At 35.4% G+C, this 23,681-nt stretch carries 12 protein-coding genes; 10 read left to right on the top strand and 2 right to left on the bottom strand.

The window, feature by feature from the left end; genetic code table 11:
* Position 1 precedes the first annotated feature (1 nt).
* Both BM296_RS01650 and BM296_RS01645 read right to left on the bottom strand, forming a co-directional pair.
* Positions 2-1,351: a sensor histidine kinase gene (locus BM296_RS01650; protein WP_245786953.1), complete on the bottom strand. Its 1,350-nt coding sequence runs from the start codon at positions 1,349-1,351 to the stop codon at positions 2-4.
* A complete protein-coding gene (locus tag BM296_RS01645) occupies positions 1,348-2,712 on the bottom strand; it encodes a sigma-54-dependent transcriptional regulator (protein ID WP_073240719.1) in 1,365 nt (454 codons plus the stop codon). Before BM296_RS01645 ends, BM296_RS01650 begins: the two co-directional genes overlap by 4 nt.
* A 201-nt stretch (positions 2,713-2,913) precedes the next feature.
* Between BM296_RS01645 and BM296_RS01640 the strand changes: the two genes are divergently transcribed.
* From BM296_RS01640 to BM296_RS01595, 10 genes are all read left to right on the top strand, one after another.
* Complete coding sequence (locus BM296_RS01640; protein WP_091900985.1) at positions 2,914-4,260, top strand: TolC family protein; 1,347 nt, start codon at positions 2,914-2,916, stop codon at positions 4,258-4,260.
* Positions 4,261-4,277: 17 nt separating this feature from the next.
* Positions 4,278-5,528 (top strand): efflux RND transporter periplasmic adaptor subunit, encoded by a 1,251-nt coding sequence (locus BM296_RS01635; protein WP_027065903.1) that lies wholly within the window; start codon positions 4,278-4,280, stop codon positions 5,526-5,528.
* A 64-nt stretch (positions 5,529-5,592) separates the two neighbouring features.
* Entirely contained in the window at positions 5,593-6,288 is a 696-nt protein-coding gene (locus tag BM296_RS01630; protein ID WP_027065904.1) for an ABC transporter ATP-binding protein, read from the top strand.
* Between the two features lie 103 nt (positions 6,289-6,391).
* A complete protein-coding gene (locus tag BM296_RS01625) occupies positions 6,392-8,740 on the top strand; it encodes an ABC transporter permease (protein WP_091900983.1) in 2,349 nt (782 codons plus the stop codon).
* Positions 8,741-8,796: 56 nt separating this feature from the next.
* On the top strand, positions 8,797-11,214 hold the full coding sequence (locus tag BM296_RS01620; RefSeq protein ID WP_091900981.1) for an ABC transporter permease: 2,418 nt from the start codon (positions 8,797-8,799) through the stop codon (positions 11,212-11,214).
* An 80-nt stretch (positions 11,215-11,294) separates the two neighbouring features.
* Complete coding sequence (locus BM296_RS01615) at positions 11,295-13,694, top strand: ABC transporter permease (protein ID WP_091900979.1); 2,400 nt, start codon at positions 11,295-11,297, stop codon at positions 13,692-13,694.
* 37 nt (positions 13,695-13,731) lie between these two features.
* Entirely contained in the window at positions 13,732-16,161 is a 2,430-nt protein-coding gene (locus BM296_RS01610; RefSeq protein WP_091900977.1) for an ABC transporter permease, read from the top strand.
* 193 nt (positions 16,162-16,354) lie between these two features.
* On the top strand, positions 16,355-18,787 hold the full coding sequence (locus BM296_RS01605) for an ABC transporter permease (RefSeq protein WP_091900975.1): 2,433 nt from the start codon (positions 16,355-16,357) through the stop codon (positions 18,785-18,787).
* Between the two features lie 70 nt (positions 18,788-18,857).
* Positions 18,858-21,257: an ABC transporter permease gene (locus BM296_RS01600; protein WP_091900973.1), complete on the top strand. Its 2,400-nt coding sequence runs from the start codon at positions 18,858-18,860 to the stop codon at positions 21,255-21,257.
* A gap of 26 nt (positions 21,258-21,283) precedes the next feature.
* On the top strand, positions 21,284-23,665 hold the full coding sequence (locus tag BM296_RS01595; RefSeq protein ID WP_091900971.1) for an ABC transporter permease: 2,382 nt from the start codon (positions 21,284-21,286) through the stop codon (positions 23,663-23,665).
* The last annotated feature ends 16 nt before the right edge of the window (positions 23,666-23,681 follow it).

The raw sequence follows: 23,681 nt of genomic DNA, 5'->3' as shown, positions 1-23,681 counted from the left end.
ATTATTCAAAGGTCAATGTAAACGTTGTTATTTCATTAGACACTACTCGAATCGAACCACCGTGTAAACGCATTATCTGCTTGCTTAAGCTTAGTCCTATTCCTGTTCCAGTATTTTTTGTGGTGAAAAATGGTACAAAAATTTCATCTATAAGTTCAGGTGAAATTCCGGGTCCATTATCTGTTACTGTAATGTATTTTTTTCCGTCTGAACCTTCTCCTGCTTTAATGATGATTTTACCCTCATCTTGCCCTTCTAAAGCTTGTTGAGCATTTTTACCTAGGTTTAGGAGTATTTGTGTAAGCTGCTTTTCATCTATAAATAGCTCTAAATCTTCTGGATCAGAAGAGACCTCTAAAATGATGTTATGACCATTGGTATATTCTTGAAGTAAAAGACGAACCTTTTCTAAAATTTTGCTCGCAGGTATCAATTCACGATCTGGATCTGGCACACTTAAAAAAGTTCTGTAGGACTGTACAAAGCTCATTAAATCATTACCCTGCTCTTTAATTACCTCAAGACCCTTTGCGGAATTTTTTATCTGTAGTTCACCAAATTCCTCGGGAGTAGAAAGCTGGTTTCCTTTTTTGAAATATTTTAATATGGATTCGGATATTGAAGTAATAGGTGTAATGGTATTCATGATTTCATGGGTTAAAACACGTATTAGTTTTACCCAAGAATCTGTTTCTTTGTCATCCAGTTCTTTTTGAATATCGTGAACAATCACTAATAATAATTGCTTTCCTTCAATAGAAATAGGGGTGCATTTTAGGGTCAGTTCTTTTTTGCCACGCTCATTGCCTAAGGAATATAAGGTACTTTCAAATGGCTCTAAAGATTCGAACAGACCATAAAGATTTGGGTCTATTTGTTTCAATTGTTTTATGTGGTTGAGCGGTCTGTAATTAAGTAGGTTTTGAACAGTTGGGTTAGCATAAAGAATATGTCCTTTTTCATTGATAGTAAAAATACCAATATCTGCCTGTCTTAATATTTCTTGATAATACTGTTCTTGAGCTTGTTTTTTTACGTGAATATCTTGAATCATGTTATTCAACATGTTTAAGCTATGATTCAGCTCTTCAATAGATTTTATACTTAGTTTTTCAGGAAAACGTAAGGTAAAATCTTCATTCTTTATAGCATCAAAAAAGTAAGCTATTTTCCTGTTAGTCTGGTTAACGTAATGTATGAGTCCGTAAGTTTGTCCAATAAAAACAAGGGTTAATATGATGGCGAGTAGATAATGCTCTTTTGCAAATAGGAATGCGGTTAAAAGGGCACAAACAGCTATTAGAATAATTCTAAAAACAAGTTGGTAGTATATACTTTTGCTAACCATCATTTACCCGATTTTTTAAGTTTATTGTAAAGCGTCTGTCTTGAAATACCTAATTGATCAGCAGCGGCACTGTAATTACCATCATTATCGTTAAGGGCTTTTGTAATCATAACTAGTTCCATTTCTTCAAGGGTTTTCGGACCGTTTTCCATGGTCATGGTTGTTTTGGATTCCAATAGGAAATCTGTTGGTTTTAGTACATTCCCTTCAGAAAGTATAACGGCACGTTCCATAGTATGCAAAAGCTCCCTTACATTGCCAGGCCAGGCATAGCTCATTAATTTTTCTTGTGCTGTTTGGTTTATTTTTAAACTGGGCTTTCCATATTTATTAGCGAATTTCTTTAAAAAGAAATCGGATAGCACCAGAACATCATTATCACGTTCCCTTAATGCCGGTACTTGTACTTGTATGGTGTTTATTCTATATAAAAGATCCTCACGAAAGAGTCCCTCTGCTACCATTTGGTCTAAATTACAATTGGTGGCACATATTAAACGTATGTCAACAGCAATAGGTTTATTTGAGCCAACACGAACCACAACTCTGTTTTGTATCACAGAGAGGAGTTTAGCTTGCATTTGCAACGAAAGGTTTCCAATCTCGTCTAAGAATAACGTTCCGCCGTTAGCAGCTTCAAATTTTCCTGCTCTGTCCTCTTTGGCATCGGTAAATGAACCCTTAACATGACCGAATAATTCACTTTCAAACAGGTTTTCTGAGATAGAGCCCATATCTACCGAGATGAAGACCTCGTTGTTTCTGACCGATGATTTATGAAGCTCTCTAGCAATTAATTCTTTTCCGGTTCCATTTTCGCCGGTAACTAAAATGTTTACATCTGTTTTGGCAACTTTTTGCACAAGACTCAATACACCGTTTAGTGCTTTAGAATTACCTATAATGTAATTTGTATTCTGGTTAATTACCTGTTTAAGGTTACTTTCTTTTTGTTTCAGATGCTGAACTTCTTTCTGAGATTTCCTAAGCTCGTAAGCAGATTTTACGGTAGTTAGCAGTCGTTCGTTGTTCCAAGGTTTTAATACAAAATCGGTAGCCCCTTCTTTAATAGCTTCTACCGCAAGTTCAACTGCGCCATAAGCGGTCATCATTATTACCGATATGTGCGAAGCTTTCTTTTTTATCTCACGTAGCCAATACAATCCCTCATTACCGGTATTTACTCCCGCAGAAAAATTCATATCCAATAGTATGATATCAATCTCTTTTAGATTAGGGAATGAGGTGAGTAAATTGGGGTTAGAAATGGTTTGAACACTTTTGTATTCAAACTGTAATAATATCTCTAAAGCGCTTAATACACTTTTGGTATCATCTACAACAAGTATTTTAGCATCGATCATGGCAACATTCTATTAACTCTTCTAAATCTACATAGAGAAGTTCGTATTTTCATGTCAGTGTAAAAATATTTGACATTATCTGTACAACATTTTTACACTGATGCTATTAAAAATAATTTTTATAATATATAAAATACTGTAAATCAATAAATTAAAGTTGTGGCACGCATATAGTATAGAGAATGGCATACCAATTAAGAAATGAATCAAAAATTTAAAATAGCGACATTTTTAATATGCTCCATTTGGGGATCTATTATTGCACAAGAAACTTGGACATTAGATGAGTGCGTCACTTATGCTTTAGAACATAATTTACAGTTAAACGACTTCGAATATACTAATAAGGGTAATAGAGAGACATATAGACAATCTGTTCGTAACCTGTTGCCATCTGTAAATGCATCTTCTAGTTATTTAATTAGCTACGGTAGAGCAGAAGATCCTAATACGGGAACGTTTGTAAATCAAGACTTTTATTCTAATAACTATTCTTTAGAATCTTCGATTGATCTGTTTCAGGGATTTCAAAAAATCAATTCGATAAAAGCATCAAAATTTTTATTTAAAGCAACCCAAGAGGAAGTGTTGCAACAAAAATATCTTTTGGCATTTAGGGTAATGCAAGCTTTTTATGATATCCAATTTTTTGAAGGATTAGTAGAAATATCTAAAGAGCAATTAATTGTATCGCAATCCAACTATAACTTGGTAGAGAAGCAAGTAGAATTGGGTTTAAAAGCGGGAGCAGATTTATATGAGGCAGAATCTTTGTTATTGACAGATAAATTGAACGTAACGCAAAGCAATAATCAATTGGCTTCTGCAAAGCTGACCTTAATTCAAGAAATGAATTTAGAGAATACATCAGAAATAGCAATTCAAAAAGACCTGCAAGAAGAAGTATCTAATTTTGAAAGTGAAGAAATGAAATCTGATTCTATTTATACAGAAGCAAGAGCGTTTTTGCCAATGATAAAAGCACAGGAGTTTAGAGCAAAAGCGGCTAAAAAACAAGTGGCAGTATCAAGAGGTAGGCTATATCCTTCTTTATCATTTTTTGCTGGTATAGGTACAGGTTATTTTGAAACCACAAGAGATACCTTAGGTAATACGTTACCATTTAGAGAGCAGTTTAGAGACAATACTTCACAATATATAGGTGTAAATTTAAATGTACCTATTAGTAACGGGTGGTCTGCAAGATCTAGGGTAAAACAATCTAAAATAGAAAAGCTTCGTGCAGAGAATAACCTAAAGACACAAGAGCAAGAATTGTTTCAAGCAATACAGCAATTGGTACAAGACTATAACTCACTTGAGGTAGAGTTGGTACAGAGTAACCAGAAAATGGAAGCTCAAAATCTAGCTTTTACTATTGCTCAAAAACGATATGAAAAAGGATTGATAAATGCCTTAGAACTTTTTACAGCCAAGAATTTATACGCCAGTGCACAAAATGAAAATTTACAGGTAAAACTTCGTGCAGAAATAAATAAAAGTACATTAGATTTTTACAGAGGATTGCCAGTATTTAATATAAACTAGAAAGATTTACACGAAAGATGGATATAAAATTAGAAAAGAAAAAAGGTCTTAAACCGAAACATTACGGTTACATCGCATTGGGGGTTTTACTACTATTTGTGGGGTATCAATTGTTGTTTGCTAGTTCTGTTTCAACCTTTAGAACAGAAAAAGACAAGCTGTCAATAGCTGAGGTTTCCGCTGGGAAATTTGACGATTACATTACTATAAATGGTAATGTAGCACCAATAGCCACAATATATATGGATGCTTATGAAGGAGGTAGGGTAAGTGAAAAACTTATTGAAGAAGGTGCCATGGTAAAAAAGGGAGATATCATCCTTAAGCTGGAAAACATGAATTTGTACGAGCAGATTTTAGCAAGCGAAAGTAATTTGGCATTGAAGCAAAATGATTTGCGATCAACAAAATTAAATTTCGATTCAAGACAAGTTGAAGGTAGAAAATCATTGGCAACCGCAAGTACAGATTTGCAACGATTGAAGAGAAATTATGAGCAAAATAAAGCGTTGTTTGATGAAGAATTAATTTCTAGGGAAGCTTTTCAATTATCAAAGGAAAACTATGAATTGTCTCAAAAGCAATATGAGATTATAAAAGTGCAAACCGTACAAGATGATGAGTTGCGTTCAACCTCATTAAAAGGTTTGGATACAGATTTAGACCGTATGCAAAAGACCTTAGGTATGGTATACCAAAGACTAGATCACTTAAATGTACGTGCTCCTGCAGATGGTCAATTAGGATTTTTAGATGCTGAAATCGGGCAAAGTATTGCACAAGGTCAGCGTATAGGTCAAATAAATGTTTTGACCGATTATAAAATTGAAGCGGATATTGACGAGCATTATATTGATCGTGTAAAAAGAGATTTAGTAGCTGTTTTAGAACGTAACGGAGCTGAGTTTCCATTAAGATTAAGAAAGGTTTATCCTGAAGTTAGAAACGGGAGATTTAAGGTGGACTTAGTTTTTACCGATAACAAACCAGAAACTATTAGATCAGGTCAGAGCTACAACATTAAATTACAATTAGGAGAATCTAACGATGCACTTTTATTACCAAAAGGAAGCTTCTTTCAAAGTACTGGCGGACAATGGATTTTCGTGGTGAACACGGATGGTGGAGAAGCTATTAAAAGAAATATAAGAATAGGAAAGCAGAATTCCAGATACTATGAAGTTTTAGAAGGTTTGGAATCTGGTGAAAAGGTAATAACAAGTAACTATGATAATTTCGGGGAAGCTGAAAGAATCGTATTAAAATAGAAATAAACTGTCACATAGGGCGGTGTAGCGCTGTCTTTTACATAACAATTAAAATCAATCGAAAATGATAACCATTACGAATCTTAAAAAAAGTTTTAGAACAGAAGAAGTAGAAACCTTGGCGTTGAACAATGTCAACCTAAAAGTGGAAGATGGTGAGTTTGTAGCAATTATGGGACCTTCAGGTTGTGGTAAATCTACCTTACTGAATATCATAGGCATGCTAGATAATCCTACAGATGGCAGCTACAATTTTGCCGGTAATGAAGTGGGTGGTTTAAAAGAAAGCCAACGTACCCAGTTACGTAAGGGTAATTTAGGTTTCGTTTTTCAAAGCTTTAATCTTATAGATGAACTAACGGTATATGAAAATGTTGAATTGCCTTTAATTTATTTAAAAATGGGTAAGGCAGAACGCAAAGAAAAAGTTATGAAGGTGCTAGAGCGTATGAAAATAGCACATAGAGAAAAGCATTTTCCACAACAGTTATCAGGTGGTCAGCAGCAACGTGTTGCCATTTCTAGAGCGGTTGTAACAAATCCGAAGTTAATTTTAGCCGATGAGCCAACGGGTAACCTAGATTCTAAAAACGGAATTGAAGTAATGAATTTATTAACGGAGTTGAACCAAGAAGGAACCACTATAGTAATGGTTACACACTCAGATAGAGATTCGCACTACGCACACAGAGTTGTAAATCTATTCGATGGTCAAATTGTTACCGAAAGTCAAAACAGGGCAATTGGAGCCATGATGTAAGGGAGTTTATTCATCAATCAACAATTAGTCAGCCAACAAACCAAACCAACCAACTTATCCCTTAATCAAGGATACATAATTAATCAGTCAAAAAACGAGTATCATGTTTAAGAACTACATCAAAATCGCTTGGCGAAACCTCTGGAAAAATAAAGGGTATAGTATGCTCAATATTTTTGGTCTGGCAATAGGTATAACTTGTGCCGCTATGATTTTACTTTGGGTAGAAGATGAGGTAGGTTATGACGAAAATTTCGCAAAGCAAGATGTAATTTATTATGTACCAACTAATCAGCAGTATGATGGTGAATGGCGAACTTTTTTTCAAGCAACTCCCGGTCCTTTAGCAGAAGCTTTAAAAACGGAAGTACCAGGTATTGTTGGTGCAGCTAGAACCAAAAGAGATGATTTACTGTTGCAGGTAGATGATAAATCTATCAATAAAAAAGGTAAGTATGCAGACCCTGATTTTTTGAGCATGTTCAGTCTTTCTTTTGTGGAAGGTAATTTAGAAACTGCTTTTAATGAGGTTGATGCAATTATAATATCAAAACAAACAGCTACGCAACTATATGGTGAAAATAGCTCGGTTGTTGGTAAAGTTCTTAGGGTTAATAATGATACTAATTATACTATCTCTGGAGTTTTTGAAGATTTGCCAAGCAATGTAACCTATAGTTTTGACTGGGTTGCACCTTTTGAAAGATTCGCTGTTGGTAAAAATTGGATGCTAGAGTATGGTGCTAATTTTTCCGATACGTTTGTTGAACTTGCTCCCGAAGCAAATTTCGATATAGTCAACCAAAAGGTAAAGGCAATACTACCTATAAAAACCGAAGAGGATGACGCGTACGCCTTTCTTCATCCAATGAAAGATTGGCATCTAAAATCAAATTTTGAAGGAGGAAAAAATGTTGGAGGACAAATTATATATGTACGTCTTTTCAGTCTTATAGCAATTATTATACTATTGATAGCCTGTGTCAATTTCATGAATTTAGCTACTGCACGAAGCGAAAAGAGAGCTAATGAAGTTGGGGTGCGAAAGGTATTGGGTTCAGGTAGAAAAGGACTCATATCTCAGTTTATGGCAGAAGCAGTGATTACTGCAACATTATCGGCAGCATTGAGCATAGTATTGCTAAAACTTCTTATTCCGCAGTTTAATACCTTAATTGATAAACAGTTAGATTTAAGTTTAGGAAGTCCGGTGCATATCTTGACTTTAGTAGGCATAACTTTAGTTTGTGGATTAGTTGCAGGGTGGTATCCGGCGTTCTATCTGTCTTCTTTTAAACCGGTAGATGTATTAAAGGGTTCGCGAATATCAAAAGGTAGTGCCCCATTTATCAGAAAAGGATTGGTGGCTACCCAGTTTGTGGTTTCCATTGTCTTTATTATTAGTACCATTATTGTGTATCAACAAGTTCAACATGTTAAAGGAAGAGATTTAGGGTACGACAAAGAAAACTTGGTTAAGATACCTGTAAGGGGAGATATCATAAAGAACTTCAATCCTATAGCACAAGATATGAAGGCATCTGGTATGCTAGAGAGCATTGGGCTTAATAATTCAGATATTCTATCTGGCGGGAATAATACATCTGGTTTAGAATGGCAGGGTGGAGTTGATACAGAAGATGTGTTAGTTTCTACACGATATATAAGTGCTGATTTTTTTAAAACTACTGGGATGACAATTCTAGAAGGTAGAGGGTTTAGTGATAATCCATTAAAAGACAGTACTAGTTTAATAGTAAGTGAGTCTTTTGCAAAACTAATGGGTGCAGGTAGCGCAGTTGGTAAAACAATTGAGAACGATTATGCCGTAATCGGTGTCGTTAAAGACTATTTATATGACGATATGTATGGCTCTAGTGATCCGGTGATATTTTTCAACTATCATGATGAAGCACGTTTTTTATATGTAAAAGCGAAGGAAGGTATAGCAACCGCAACAGCATTGTCAACTATGGAAACAGTGTTGAAAAAACACAATCCGGCATTTCCTTTTGAATATGAATTTGTGGACGATACGTACAACGCCAAATTTAAAAGCGAAAAACTAATAGGAAGCCTTTCTCAAATCTTTGCATTACTTGCAATTATTATTTCCTGTTTAGGGTTGTTTGGGTTATCTGCGTTTACTGCAGATCAACGTAGAAAAGAAATTGGAGTCCGAAAAGTTTTGGGGTCAAGTATTGCTGGTATCGTAGGCTTATTGTCAAAAGATTTTATGAAGTTGGTCATTATCGCAATAGTAATTGCCTGTCCAATTGCATGGTTACTTATGCAAAATTGGCTAGAAGGTTATGCATATAGAATTTCTATAAACGCTTGGGCTTTTATTATAGCAGGTACAATTGCAATTGCAATTGCATTATTAACCATAAGTTTTCAAGCTTTAAAAGCAGCTAGAGCAAACCCTGTAAAAAGTTTACGTACAGAATGAAGTAAAAAATATTAGGTGAATTTCACCGCATCATCAATCATCAAAAAACGAGAATCATGTTTAAAAATCACATTAAAATAGCATGGCGAAGTATTAAAAAAGATAAGCTTTTTACCACCATTAAAATTGGTGGTTTTGCCGTTGGTATAGCTGCCTGTTTATTAATTGCATTATTTATTAGAAATGAGGTTAGCTATGACCAACATTACGAGAAAAAACATCAAATCTATAGGGTAGTCATGCAAGGCATGTTTAATGGGGAGCAGGTAAAAAGCACCCATTTTCAATTGCCTTTGGCAGATGCATTAGAAGCCGATTTTCCAGAAATATTAAAAGCGGGCAAGGTAAATACCATTGAAATATTTGGCGCAGGTAAACACGCCATGCATTTAGAAGGCGAAGTGCAGAATAATTTTGAAGAAGGTTTTGTACTCGCCGATCAAGAGGCATTCGATATTTTAGAAATTCAACTAGAGCAGGGTAATACGGCAACAGCGCTAACGAATCCTAAGAGCATAGTCATCTCCAGAACCAAGGCTGACAAATATTTTAAAAATGGAAAAGCAATCGGCGAAACCATTATTTTAGATGATGATTCGGCTAAGCCATATACCGTAACGGGTATCATGAAAGATGTTCCAAAAAACGCGCACCTTAATTTCGATTTTCTGCTTCCAATAGAAGATACGCGTATGAGTTGGACCAATCAGAACTATTTTACATATGTATTGGTCGATGAGCATACAAATATTCAAGAACTAGAGAAAAAAATGCTTTCTATTATTGAAGATTATGTGATTCCTGCGCAAATAGATAGAGGTCGTGCGCCAGATTTTATAGAGGTACTTAGAACTATAGAATACAAATTACAACCCATAACCGATATTCATCTGTATTCTGATATTAAGATGGCAGATGGGTTGAAGCATGGTGATATTCGTTTTGTATGGTTATTTGCTGCAATTGCTGGGTTTGTGTTATTGTTGGCGGTTATTAACTTCATTAATCTATCAACAGCAAAGTCAGCCAATAGAGCTAAAGAAGTAGGATTAAGAAAAACTATAGGTGCTTTTAAACATAATCTTGTTGCTCAATTTCTAACAGAATCTGTTTTGTTCAGTATCATTTCATTTGTGTTGGGTGTATTGCTGGCATGGGCATTACTACCATCGTTCAATACTATTGCTGCTAAGACAATAGCAATGCCGTGGTCTGCATGGTGGTTTTTACCAGTACTTTTAATTACATCATTATTGGTTGGGGCTATTGCCGGGTTATATCCTGCGTTTTATTTATCGGCTTTCAAACCGGTTAATGTATTAAAAGGCAGTCTTAGCATAGGAGGCAAAAGTGCCAAACTTAGAAGTGGATTAGTTGTTTTTCAATTTACTACATCGGTCATTTTAATTATTGGTACGTTGATTATTTACCAGCAGATGGACTATATCCTTAAAAAAGAATTAGGATATGATAAAGAGCAAGTTGTTGTACTTGAAGGGGCAGGAGTTTTACGCAATCGCATGGATTCCTTTAAGGAGCAACTGTTAGCATTACCTCAAGTAAAAAGTGCTACGGTAACCAATTATTTACCGGTAGATGGTGCAAGTAGAAATGGTAATACGTTTAGGAAAGCAAATGAGGGTAATGAAGGTAGAGGTATACCTGCTCAAATTTGGAGGGTAGATTATGATTATATAAAAACCTTAGGATTAAATCTAAATGCAGGAAGGGACTTTTCAAAGAAATTTGCCTTAGACTCCATTAACTCCATCGTAATAAATTCAAAAATGGTGCAAGAGCTTGGCTTAGCCGATCCAATAGGAAAAGAGCTTGATAATAATGGACAAGCATTTACCATTATAGGTGTTGTAGATGATTTTCATTTTAAGTCTTTAAAAGAAGATATTTCTTCATTATCGCTTGTAATAGGAAAAGATAACGGAGCCGTTTCTATAAAGTTGAATAAAGGAAATATTAATGAAGCATTGGCAAGTATAACAGGAGTTTGGAATAAAAATGTGCCAAACCAAGCTATCAATTATAACTTTTTAGACCAAGAGTTTACACGTATGCATGATGATGTGCAACGCATGGGAAAAATTTTCAACAGTTTTGCCCTCTTCGCCATTTTAGTAGCATGTTTAGGGCTCTTCGCATTATCTGCTTTTATGGTAGAGCAACGCAAAAAAGAAATCAGTATACGGTTGGTACTAGGTGCTCCTTTTAAAAGCATCTATCAATTACTTACGCTAGATTTTATGAAGCTGATATTAATATCCATCTGTATAGCAATTCCTATAGGTTGGTATTTAATGAACCGTTGGCTTCAAGATTTTGCATATCATATTACCATTGGGTGGGGCATATTTTTGGTTGCTTCAGGTATTGCGTTGACTATAGCCATTATTACGATAAGCTACCAATCTATAGGCGCAGCACTTTTACAACCTTTAAAAGGGTTGAGGTCCGAATAGGATTTTATCAATTTAAGGTGCGTAGCGCCTAATCATCAATTTGTGCTGAGCGTAGTGGAAGCATCAAAAAAACGAGAATCATGTTTAAAAACTATCTGAAAATCGCATGGCGAAATTTAATAAAGAATAAGGGATACTCCATTATAAATATTGGGGGTTTGGCAATTGGTATGGCTTGCTTTCTAATGATTGCTTTGTTCATAAACAATGAGCTCTCTTATGATACCTATCACGAAAAAGGCGATAATATCTATAGGGTTGTTCATCATGGCGGGTCGGAAGATTTGAATGACCGATGGATTTGGGGGAACGCTCCTGTTGGACCAGCATTAAAAGCTGATTTTTCTGAAGTGATAGAAAAAGTTCAATTCTCAGGTAGGTCAGATGTATTGCTTGAATATAATAAAAACTCCTTTCAAGAGAGCAATTGTTTTTATGTAGATGCTACTGTTTTTGATGTTTTTAGTTGGCCATTAATATCTGGAAACCCGGACACTGCGTTAGAAGCACCTTACTCTATCGTACTAACGGAAAGCACTGCAAAAAAATATTTTGGGAATGAAGACCCAATGGGTAAAACCGTTGATGGTGTTGGCGGAAGAGCAGATGATGGCTTGTATACGGTAACAGGTGTAATGAAAGACGTACCATCTAATTCACATTTTAGTTTCGATGTATTACTGTCTATGAGTTCTTTTTACCAAACTCGACCAAGTATATTCGATTCATGGGGCTATGTAGATTTTTACACCTATTTTTTAGTGGATGATAATTTTAATGTTGCGGATTTTCAAGCCAAGATGCCCAGCTTTTTAAAGAGTAGACTTCCAGAAGAATCAAAGGATTATTACTATAATATTTCGTTCGAGCCTTTAAAAGATACCTATCTAAAATCGAAAGCAGCTCGTCAACCAGGTATCACAGGAAGCTTGAACAACATTTATATTTTCGCCATAATAGGACTCTTTATTTTAATTATTGCTAGCATCAATTTCATGAATCTGGCTACTGCCCGATCTATGGAACGAGCTAAGGAAGTTGGTGTTAGAAAAGTGATTGGAGCAGATAAAAAAGGACTTGTGTATCAGTTTATGGGAGAGTCTTTGATCATGGTGTTTCTATCTGCAGGAATAGGACTTTTGATTGTGGCTATTTGCCTTCCTTGGATGGGGAACATAACTGGAAAAGAGTTTTCGCTAGATAATATTATCAACACAAAAACATTACTACTTTATTTTGGTACTGCTTTAATAACCGGATTATTATCCGGTAGCTATCCTGCGTTCGTCCTATCTAACTTTAAACCTATAAGTGTACTTAAAGGTCTTGTAAGTTCTTCTCCACAAGGTGTAAATCTTAGAAAGGGACTGGTAATTTTTCAATTTAGTCTTTCTATAGCATTAATAGCAAGTACCGTAATTGTGTATTATCAATTAGGTTTCATGCTCAACAAAAATTTAGGTTTTGATAATGAACAACAACTGGTTATCGATTTTAATTGGGACGGACAGGTTTTAGATAATATTGAGACTGTAAAAAATGAACTTAAAAGTTTACCAGAAGTAACTTCAGTTGCTAGTTCACGTACCGTTCCAGGAAGTCATTTTCCTGCGGCAGGAACAGAAATAGAATCTTTTGAAGGGAGTATGGAGCATTTTGAACCTTTCTTGTACGAAATAGATTTTGATTTTATTCCACATTATGAGATTGAGGTAGTTGCCGGTAGACCATATTCAAGAGAGTTCGTATCAGATTCGCTTAGTGCTATGATAGTAAACGAAGCTGCGGTTAAATCATTTGGCTATTCAGACCCAGCGGAAATTATAGGCAAGAAATTTCAACAATGGGGGCGTGAGGGTACTATTGTAGGGGTTGTTAAAGACTTCAATTATATGTCTCTTCATGAAAAAGTAGCTCCTTTATCTATGCGCTATTCACAATACGGTAGGTATATTTCTCTAAAAGTCAAAACATCAGATATGCAACAAGCAATCTCCAGTATAGAGGGAAAATGGGCTGAATTAGCCCCGCATAGACCGTTTTTGTATAGTTTCTTGAATGATAGTTTTAACGAACAATATCAGGCGGATTTCAGGTTTAAAAAATTATTTACACTTTTTTCATTTTTAGCAATTTTAATAGCTTGTTTAGGGCTATTTGGATTGGCAACATATAGTGCCATGTTACGAACCAAAGAGATTGGAATACGAAAAGTATTGGGTGCTGAGGTTACAAGCATTGTAGCTTTATTATCAAAAGATTTTATCAAGTTAGTATTAATATCGATACTCATAGCAACACCTTTTGCATGGTATGCCATGAACAAATGGCTAAATGTATACGCCTACAAAATTGATATTAGTTGGTGGGTTTTTGCGCTGGCAGGTTTAATGGCTGTCTCGGTAGCCATACTTACCGTAAGTTATCATGCAATAAGATCTGCAAGAGCTAACCCCATAAAAAGCTTACGTACAGAGTAAATCATTCATCATCAATCAAATCAAAAAAACGAAAATCATGTTCAAACAATATCTAAAAATCGCATGGCGAAACCTGTTAAAGAGCAAACAGCAAACAAGTATCAATTTATTGGGACTTACCGTAGGTACGGTGAGTTGTCTTGCAATATTGTTATATGTTTTTTCTCAATTTGGATATGATGAACACCATGAAAATGCGGAAAACATTTTTAGGGTAGAAACGGTAATAGAAAGAGATGGTAAAGAAGGTTTTGATACGGCAGCCGCTTCGCCGCCAATAGCTTTTGCAATAAAAGAAGATTTTCCTGAAGTAGAGGAAGCTACACGTGCATTCTTAACAGATGTGTTTTTTAGTAATTTGATTAGCGCTGCCGATAGTAAAGATGCTTATTACGAACCTAGAGTCTATATGGCAGATTCTACGTTTTTCAAGGTATTCACCTATAAATTTGTAGAGGGTACCCAGAATACAGCTTTAGACGAGCCATTCTCGTTGGTATTATCTTCTACGTTGGCGAAGAAATTATTCGGTAATCAAGAAGCATTGGGCAAGGCGGTAACGTGGGGTAGTGGCGAAGATGCCCAGACCTTAACGGTAAAAGGTGTTTTTGATGAATCGTTTGGCAAATCGCACTTAAACCCCAATTATATAGTGAGCATGAGTACCCCGGGGATAGGTACTTTTGTTCAGAGGTTTAAAAGTTTCGCTACTAATAATTTTGTCTATAGTTATGTGAAATTAAAGCCCAATAGTAGTGCCGAAGGTTTACAAAGTAAGCTTCCAGGTTTTTTACAAGAAAGAGGAGCTGACGACCTTAAAGATGCAGGCATGGATAGAAAAATTTTATCCCTACAAAATATCACAAAAATTCATCTGTACTCCGAAGGTCGAAAAAATCAGATTCATGAAGTATCTAATATAAAATATCTGTATTTCTTACTCACATTAGCCTTCTTTATTCAATTGGTTGCTTGTATAAATTTTATAAACCTAAGCACGGCTAGAGCAAGTAAAAGAGCAAAAGAAATTGGGGTTCGTAAAGTGGTAGGTGCAGGTGCCAATAGTTTAATGCGACAGTTTTTAGGAGAATCTATGTTACTGTCACTTTTTGCAGTGCTCATAAGTATTCCTATTACAATCTTGCTCCTGCCAATGGTAAATGAATTGACCAACGCTAGTTTAGGCTATGAAGATTTATTGAACTGGCGAATTGGTACTATATTAATAATATTAGGGCTCATTACAGGGTTTGTATCGGGTATTTATCCTGCAATAATTTTATCAAACATAAAACCTATAAATGCCCTAAAAAGTGCAACTATCTTACAATCGGGTAATGGCACGTTTAGAAAAGCATTGGTAGTTTTTCAATTTGTAGTATCCATTAGTTTAGTGGCTACGGTAATTATTGTAACACAGCAATTTCGGTTTACACAAAGTAAAGACCTTGGCTTTGAGCAAGAGAACCTATTGGCATTAAGAATAGGTACAGCCGAAGCTTCTAGTAAGTTTGAATCTCTGAAAAAATCGTTTCTAAATATACCGGGAGTATTAAATATTTCTAGTGGTAATTATGCACCGTCTGAAGTAGTATTAAATGATAATGGTCTGTATTTACCTGGTGGAAATCGAGAGAATAATACCATTGTAAAAAGACAAGGTGTTAGTGAAGGTTATTTTGAAACTATGAATATTCCTTTAGTAGTAGGTAGAGATTTTACACCTGCCGATACCACGGATCAAATCATTGTTAATCAGGCAACATTACGCACATTTAATATAAAAGAAGAAGATGCACTAAGTGCAAGACTTATTCAAAGTTTTGGAAATGAGACTGATGAAATGCGGATTATAGGAGTTGTAAAAGATTATCATTTTGCATCCTTAAAAAATGAGATAGCACCATTATTTCTACAGAAGGTAAATCAACCAAACTGGTTATTTATAAAGACCCAAACTACAGACTACCAACAGTTATTGACAAGTTTAGAGCAACAATGGAAAGCAACGGTAAATAATGTTCCTTTTGATTATCGTTTTGTAGACAAGGAAGTAGAGAAATTGTATGATGAAGAAAAACGTTTAGGAGAAATTTCTATTGTTTTTACTATTCTAGCCATTCTCATAAGTTGCTTAGGTCTTTTCGGACTTGTATCATTTGTTGCCGAACAGAAGAAAAAAGAGATTGGTATTCGTAAGGTATTAGGAGCAAGTATTGGGTCTGTAGTTCAATTATTGACGAAAGACTTTATTAAGCTAGTAATTATAGCTCTTGTTATAGCAACACCAATTGCGTATTACTTTATGCAACGCTGGTTAGAAGATTTCACTTATCGCATAGATATACAGTGGTGGGTATTTGCGTTGGCAGGTAGTTTTGCAGTGCTTATTACCTTTTTAACCGTAGGATTTCAATCTTTAAAATCGGCAGTTGCAAACCCGGTTAAAAGTTTGCGAACCGAATGAAAGTAACAGATTGGTATTTATAAACTAAACATTCAACTGTATATATATTAGACATGTTTTGTCCAAATATTTTACACTTATTAGATTAGTTCAATACTTAACTAACTGATAATTAATAATTTAAAGATGTGGCATGAAATTAGACCTTGATAGTTAAGTAACAATAGTCAACACCAATCAAAAAACGAGAATCATGTTTAAAAACTATATCAAAATTGCTTGGAGAAGTTTAAAGAAGCAAGCCTTTTTTACTTTCTTAAATACATTTGGACTTGCTATTGGTATGGCCGGTGCTCTAATGATTTCATTATACATCTATGATGAGTTGAGCTATGATAAAATGTTTGCCGATGCGGATCGTATTTATCGAATAGATGCTGATATAAAATTTGGAGGTGCAGAAATTAAAGCAGCGGAATCTGCCCCACCAATGGCTGGTGCTTTAAAAAGAGATTACTCGCAAGTAGAGTCTACGGTTCGTTTTAGAACTTTGGGTAGTATGTATGTAAAAAAGGTAGGTGGTGAAACAAGTTCTAAAGAGAACAAAGTAACCTACGCCGATTCAACTTTCTTTCAATTCTTTGGTATTGATTTATTGGCAGGAAACTCAAAAACTGCTTTAACGGGCACAAATTCATTAGTGCTTACAAAAACTGCCGCAGAAAAATACTTTGGGTCAACAGATGTTTTAGGGCAAAATATGCTTTTAGATAATTCCGATACGTATACGGTAACAGGGGTAATAGATGACATGCCTAAAAACTCTTATTTTAATGAGTATAGTGTCTTTTTGGCTATGGCAGGTAATGTTGCGTCTAGAGAGGAACTTTGGGGTAGCAACAACTATTTTACGTTTGTAAAATTAATACCGGAAGCTAAAGTTGAAGATTTTCAAGCACCGTTACAAGGCATGCTAGAAAGGTATATGTTACCATGGGCGCAAAAGTATTTTCCGGGTATGACTGCAGAATCATTTGCGGCATCTGGTAATTATATACGCTACCATACTATAGCGCTGACAGATATTCATTTGCATTCAGATAGAAGCTCAGAAATGAATGCTACCAGCAGCATGCAAAACATTTATATACTTTCTTTTATTGGGCTATTCTTAATTATTCTGGCAAGTGTAAATTTCATGAATTTGTCTACGGCTCACTCATTAAAAAGAGCCAAAGAAGTTGGGGTAAGAAAAACATTGGGTTCTAATAAAATGAATTTGATTTTTCAATTTTTGACAGAATCTGGTTTAATAGCTTTTATTTCATTAATAGCTGCCTTGTTGATTACCATGATTACGCTGCCGTTTTTTAACGGATTTACCGGTAAGTCTATTGCAATACCATTTTCACAACCCTTGTTTTGGTTTTTGTTATTGGCCGCAACAATATTATTAGGGCTTTTCTCAGGATGTTATCCTGCCTTTTTCATGTCTAGGTTTACCCCAGTTAAAACACTTAAAGGTGGAGCATCTGAAAGTGTAGGTAATGGTAGGGTAAGAAATGCTTTGGTAATATTTCAATTTTCAATTTCCGTATTTCTTATAGTAAGTACGTTGGTAGTTTTTCAGCAATTGAATTTTATACAGAGTAAAGATTTGGGTTTTACAAAAGACCAGGTGTTGTTGATTAATGAAATTAGTCCGTTAGGATCTAAAACAAATGCATTTAAAGAAGAGATTCTTAAAATGGGCAACGTAGAAAATGTTACGCTAAGTAATTTTTACCCTACACCATCATGGCGGTCAGATACTTCTTTCTTCCAAGAAGGAACCAAAAGTCAGGAAAATGCAATTCAAATGCAGACTTGGGATGTAGACATGGATTATTTGAAGACGTTAGAAATGGATGTTGTAGCTGGGCGCGATTTCAACAAACAGTATGCATCAGATTCGACAGCAATTATTATCAACGAAGCTACTTTACCAATTTTGAACGTTACAGCTCAAGAAGCTTTGGGAATGAGGATTTCCGAAGAAATAGATATGGAAAACCCTACCTACTATACAATAATTGGGGTGGTTAAAGATTTTCATTTTAAATCGCTTCGCGAGAATATTGGTGCATTAGGATTGCACATCGAAAATAACGCAGAGAATATGGCAGTAAGGTTAAGTGGTGGTGACTATTCAAAGTCAATTGCGGAGATTGAGAATATTTGGAATAGCATGGCACCTGGTCAACCATTTGATTATCAATTTATGGACGAAGCATTTTATTCCACGTATAACTCGGAACAAAAGCTGAGTCAAATATTTTTCATTTTTACTATTCTATCCATTTTCATTGCTTGTTTAGGATTATTTGGATTAGCTGCCTTTAATGCTGAAAAGCGTACAAAAGAAATTGGCGTTAGAAAAGTATTAGGGGCTACTGTAAGTCAGATTTCCTATAGACTTACAGTAGATTTTCTAAAATTAGTAGGTGTAGCAATTCTCATTTCTTTGCCATTGGGTTGGTTTGCCATGAATAAGTGGTTAGAAGATTTCTCTTATAGAATAGAAATAGGACTTGGAGTTTTTGTACTCGCAGCGGTTTTAGCAATTGTAGTGGCTATTGTAACGGTAAGTTATCAAAGTATAAAAGCGGCTATAGTAAACCCTGTAAAAAGTTTGCGGTCAGAATGAAACATTTCAAATTAAAAACACTCTTTAAGGTAGCATAAGTTAAAAACATCAATCATCAAAAACACTCATCATGTTTAAGAACTATTTAAAAATCGCTTGGCGAAACCTTTGGAAGAACAAAGGCTATACATTCATTAATGTGGGCGGTCTTGCTTTAGGAATGGCGGTAACGTTAATTATCGGCCTTTGGATTTTAGACGAACTTTCTTATAACAGCTACTTTAAGAATAAAGATAAAATTGCACAAGTCTTTCAATCTCAGACATTCAATGGCGAAATAGGAACCGGGCCGGCGATTCCAAGACCGTTAGAAAAAACCTTGCGTGATGGGTACGGTGATAATTTTAAGCATTTAATTATGTGTTCATGGACCAATGATCACTATTTAAAATATGGAGATATAAGCATATCAAGACCAGGTAATTATATGCAACAAGTGGGGCCGGAACTTTTTGGTCTAGAAATTTTAAAAGGAGAGAAAGACGGACTTCGAGAGATTAACTCCATCATGTTGGCTGAATCTACTGCCAATGCTTTGTTTGGTGCCGAAGACCCAATTGGTAAAACGGTTACGGTAAGTAATGAACATAAGTTAAATGTTAGTGCGGTTTATAAAGATATACCTGTAAACAATTCGTTCAATGATACCGATTTTATTATTCCATGGGAAAAGTATTTGGCAAACAATGAATGGATACGTAATGCAGAAGACCAATGGGGTAACAATTCTTTTCAAATGTTCGTTCAGATTGCCGACCAAACATCATTTGAAAATGTTACAAAAACCATAAAAGATGCAAAGAAAAATCTTAATCCAGATTTAATTGAATTCAATCCGCAACTTTTTCTTTTTCCGATGCAGGACTGGTATCTACGTAGCAGTTTTGAAAATGGTAAGCAAAGTGGTGGTCGCATAAAATACGTGTGGTTATTTGGTATAATTGGTGCGTTCGTATTGCTTTTGGCATGTATTAATTTTATGAATTTAAGTACGGCTAGGTCAGAGAAGCGTGGTAAGGAAGTAGGTATTCGAAAATCAATAGGATCACAAAGAGGTCAATTGATTTATCAGTTTTTAAGTGAATCTTTTTTAGTAGTTCTTTTTGCCTTTTTCTTAGCAATGCTAGTTGTAGTTTTATCCTTAAATGGGTTTAATGAATTGTCAAAAAAGGAAATTACTTTTCCTTGGGATAATGGAATGTTTTGGTTGATTTCTTTAGGTTTTGTTTTATTCACTTCTTTATTGGCAGGTAGTTATCCTGCACTGTATTTATCTTCTTTTATACCGGTAGATGTTTTAAAAGGTACTTTTAAAGTTGGTAAGTATGCAGGGTTGCCACGTAAAATATTAGTTGTTGTACAGTTTACGGTATCTGTAGCATTTATAATTGGTACAGTCATCGTAATGCAGCAAATAAATCATGCTAAGAATCGACCGGTTGGGTATGATGTAGAAGGATTGATTCAGATTCCCACATTCAGTCAAGATTTCATAGGAAAATATGATTTAATGCGTTCAGAATTTATAGAATCGGGTGCGGTTAGTGAAATGTCTACCTCCAGTAGTCCGACCACCAAAATCTATTCAAACAGAAATGGTTTTACTTGGGATGGTAAACCAGAAGGGTTTCAAGAAGATTTAGCTTGGACAGAAGTTTCACCAGAGTATGCAAAATCGTTAAACCTTAAAATTCTGGAAGGAAGAGATTTTTCTAGAGAATTTACAACAGATTCATTAGGTATATTAATTAATGAAACTGCAAAGAAATATTTAGGATTGGAAAACCCTATCGGTATGTTACTAAAAGAGGATAGCGAAGAAGATCCAGGACCACCTTTAAAGATTATTGGTGTAGTACAAGATATGATAACTCAATCGCCTTACGAGCCGGTTAAACAAGGTGTATATGTGTATGATCGTTTTGATAATGCTAGTTATTACAATTTAAGATTGAACCCAAATGAGAGCGCCAGTAAAAACCTTGCTACCATTGAAAGGGTTTTTAAAGAGCATTTTCCAGATATACCTTTTGAGTATGAATTTATTAATAGTGAGTATGGTGAAAAATTTTCATCGGAAGAACGTGTAGGTACACTTTCAGGTATTTTTACAGCGTTGGCAATTTTAATAAGCTGTTTGGGGCTCTTCGGGTTAACCTCTTTTGTAGCAGAACAACGAAAAAAGGAAATTGGAGTTCGAAAAGTGCTGGGTGCATCCATATTCAATGTATGGAATATGCTTTCAAAAGACTTTTTAAAGTTGGTTGTCATCTCTTGTTTCATTGCTATTCCCATAGCCTATTTTATTATGAACGGTTGGTTGCAAGAATATCCGTATCGGGTAATTCTCAAATGGTGGATTTTCGCCTTGGCCATTGCCGGTGCTATGTTGGTAACCATAGCTACCGTAAGTTTTCAGGCGATCAAGGCAGCAAGGGCAAACCCGGTAAAGAGCTTACGAACGGAGTAAATCATTTATTAGCTAAAAACACCATCATGTTTAAAAACTATTTAAAAATCGCTTGGCGTAATTTAAAAGTGAACCGCTTGTTTTCCGCAATCAATGTTTTGGGTCTTTCTATCGGACTAGCAGTGACTTTGATATTGTTCATCTTTATAAGGCATGAGCAGAGTTTTGATACCATGTATACCAATGCGGATAATATTCAACGGGTGTTGTTACATACAGACGGTGATAATGGTCAAGAAATTTGGGCAACGGTACCTCCATCACTTGGACCAACTATGATGACCGATGTTGCTAATGTCGAATATGCTGCAAGAATTTTAAAGAATGATTTTGGAGGTACTGCGTCATTAAGGGTGTTGGAGCAGAATTTTACTGAAAAGGACCTCTTTTGGGTAGATGCAGAGCTTTTAAATATTTTCGATGTTACATTTATAAAAGGTCAAGCAAAAGGGGCATTGGATCGCCCTAATACGGCGGTACTTTCTGAAACAAGTGCTAAACAATATTTTGGTGCAATAGACCCAATAGGCAAAACCTTTACTGTAGATGGCAAGTATGAATTGGAGGTAACTGGGGTTTATAAAGACTTTCCCAATAACAGCACACTAGATTGTAATATAATGGCTTCGGGAATAACCACATGGTTTTTTAAGAATCCTTCTTGGTATAATGCCAGCTTTGAAACCTATTGCTTATTAAAACCTAATACAGATTTGGCATCCACAGAATTACAGTTACAGGAAATGCTAAATAAGAATATGGAAAAGGAAAATCAGTGGTACACATTTTCCCTACAACCCATGAAAAAGGTTCATTTATATTCTGCTGGTTATGATAATGCGTATGCAAATAGAATCGGTGATATAAAGGAAGTCCGTAACCTCTCTTATTTGGCACTTTTAATTCTATTGATTGCCAGTATTAACTATATGAATTTGACAACAGCTCGTTCTCAGAAACGTTCTAAGGAAGTAGGCATTAGCAAAACTTTAGGTTCATCTTCAGGTAGTTTGTTATTTCGGTTTTATATGGAAACAGGTTTGGTGACGCTTATTTCACTTATAATCGGTGTATTATTAACCTTTACTGCTTTACCTATTTTTAATTCTGTTACAGGGCAAGAGTTAAGCACAGATTCACTGTTAAATGTTGAATTCTTTATAAGCTTGTTTGTGCTTTGGTTAGTGGTAACATTAATCTCCGGATCTTACCCGGCATTATACTTGTCTCAATTTAAACCAAGTATTGTCTTAAAGTCCTCCATTGTTCAGAGTAAGGGCAATGTTTTTATACGAAAAGGCTTGGTCGTATTTCAATTTGCTGCATCCGTAGTATTGATTGTTGGGGTGTTGATGATTTCAAAACAAATGGAGTTCATCAGAAATCAAAAGTTAGGTTTTAATGCCGAGAATGTTGTAGCTATTTCAATCAATGGACTAAAAGGTTCAGAAAAAAAAGATGCCTTGGTGTCAGAACTCAAAGGTCTAAGTAATGTTTCTTCGGTCTCCTTAGCGCAGGGGTTTCCGGGAATGGAGGTGAGCGGTAGATCTTTAAGTAGAAATGAAGATGATAAAGAAAAACTTAATATTCAGACCAACGTAACCGATGCCTCGGTTATTGATGTCTTACAATTAAAACTACTTGCTGGGCGAACATTACCGAGTTTTAAACAAGAAAAAGATACTCTTGTAGAAGTGGTCTTAAACAGAAAAGCGATAGAATATCTTGGATATTCTCCTGAGGAAGCTATTGGAAAAAAGGTACATATTTCAGTGCCTAATACTATTGTTGGCGTGGTCGATGATTTCAACTTTGCATCCTTACATGAGCCTATAGGAGCTTATGCTTTTCATAATAATACAGGGGAAGGCAAATCCTTTGCACTGGTTCGTTATAATGCAGCAGGAAACAGTAGTACAATCAATCAGTTAGAAACAATATTTAAAGCTGTAGCACCCAATGCCGCTTTCAATTATAGTTTTTTGGATAATAATCTGCAAAATTTATATGTGCGAGAAAGACGCACAGCTAAAGTGGGAATCATTTTTTCTGTACTAGCTATTTTTATTGCCTGTTTGGGGCTATTTGGTTTGGCAGCATTTGTGGGCGAGCAGCGCAAAAAGGAAATTGGTATTCGTAAGGTTTTAGGAGATAGTATTGTGGGTATTACACAAATGCTGTCCAAAGATTTTGTGAAACTGGTTTTTATTGCAATGCTCATTGCTTTCCCTATAGCATATTGGCTTATGGACCGTTGGTTGTCAAATTTCGCATTTCATATAGATATGAGTTATTCGGTATTTGTCATCGCAGGAATTTCGGCTTTGGTTATAGCTCTTGTTACGGTCAGTTTTCAATCGGTCAGGTCTGCGTTAAGTAACCCTGTAAAAAGTTTGAGATCAGAATAAACCATCAATCAATCAT

It is taken from the genome of Maribacter stanieri (assembly GCF_900112245.1).
Lineage (GTDB): Bacteria > Bacteroidota > Bacteroidia > Flavobacteriales > Flavobacteriaceae > Maribacter > Maribacter stanieri.
The sequence above is the reverse complement of the archived record's forward strand: the minus strand, read 5'-3'. Positions and strand labels throughout refer to the sequence as shown.

What these genes read in the sequence shown, in the direction of transcription:
- BM296_RS01650 (WP_245786953.1), bottom strand. Translation starts at nt 1,351, where the DNA reads ATGATGGTTAGCAAAAGTATATACTACCAACTTGTTTTTAGAATTATT.
- BM296_RS01645 (WP_073240719.1), bottom strand. Translation starts at nt 2,712, where the DNA reads ATGATCGATGCTAAAATACTTGTTGTAGATGATACCAAAAGTGTATTA.
- BM296_RS01640 (WP_091900985.1), top strand. Translation starts at nt 2,914, where the DNA reads ATGAATCAAAAATTTAAAATAGCGACATTTTTAATATGCTCCATTTGG.
- BM296_RS01635 (WP_027065903.1), top strand. Translation starts at nt 4,278, where the DNA reads ATGGATATAAAATTAGAAAAGAAAAAAGGTCTTAAACCGAAACATTAC.
- BM296_RS01630 (WP_027065904.1), top strand. Translation starts at nt 5,593, where the DNA reads ATGATAACCATTACGAATCTTAAAAAAAGTTTTAGAACAGAAGAAGTA.
- BM296_RS01625 (WP_091900983.1), top strand. Translation starts at nt 6,392, where the DNA reads ATGTTTAAGAACTACATCAAAATCGCTTGGCGAAACCTCTGGAAAAAT.
- BM296_RS01620 (WP_091900981.1), top strand. Translation starts at nt 8,797, where the DNA reads ATGTTTAAAAATCACATTAAAATAGCATGGCGAAGTATTAAAAAAGAT.
- BM296_RS01615 (WP_091900979.1), top strand. Translation starts at nt 11,295, where the DNA reads ATGTTTAAAAACTATCTGAAAATCGCATGGCGAAATTTAATAAAGAAT.
- BM296_RS01610 (WP_091900977.1), top strand. Translation starts at nt 13,732, where the DNA reads ATGTTCAAACAATATCTAAAAATCGCATGGCGAAACCTGTTAAAGAGC.
- BM296_RS01605 (WP_091900975.1), top strand. Translation starts at nt 16,355, where the DNA reads ATGTTTAAAAACTATATCAAAATTGCTTGGAGAAGTTTAAAGAAGCAA.
- BM296_RS01600 (WP_091900973.1), top strand. Translation starts at nt 18,858, where the DNA reads ATGTTTAAGAACTATTTAAAAATCGCTTGGCGAAACCTTTGGAAGAAC.
- BM296_RS01595 (WP_091900971.1), top strand. Translation starts at nt 21,284, where the DNA reads ATGTTTAAAAACTATTTAAAAATCGCTTGGCGTAATTTAAAAGTGAAC.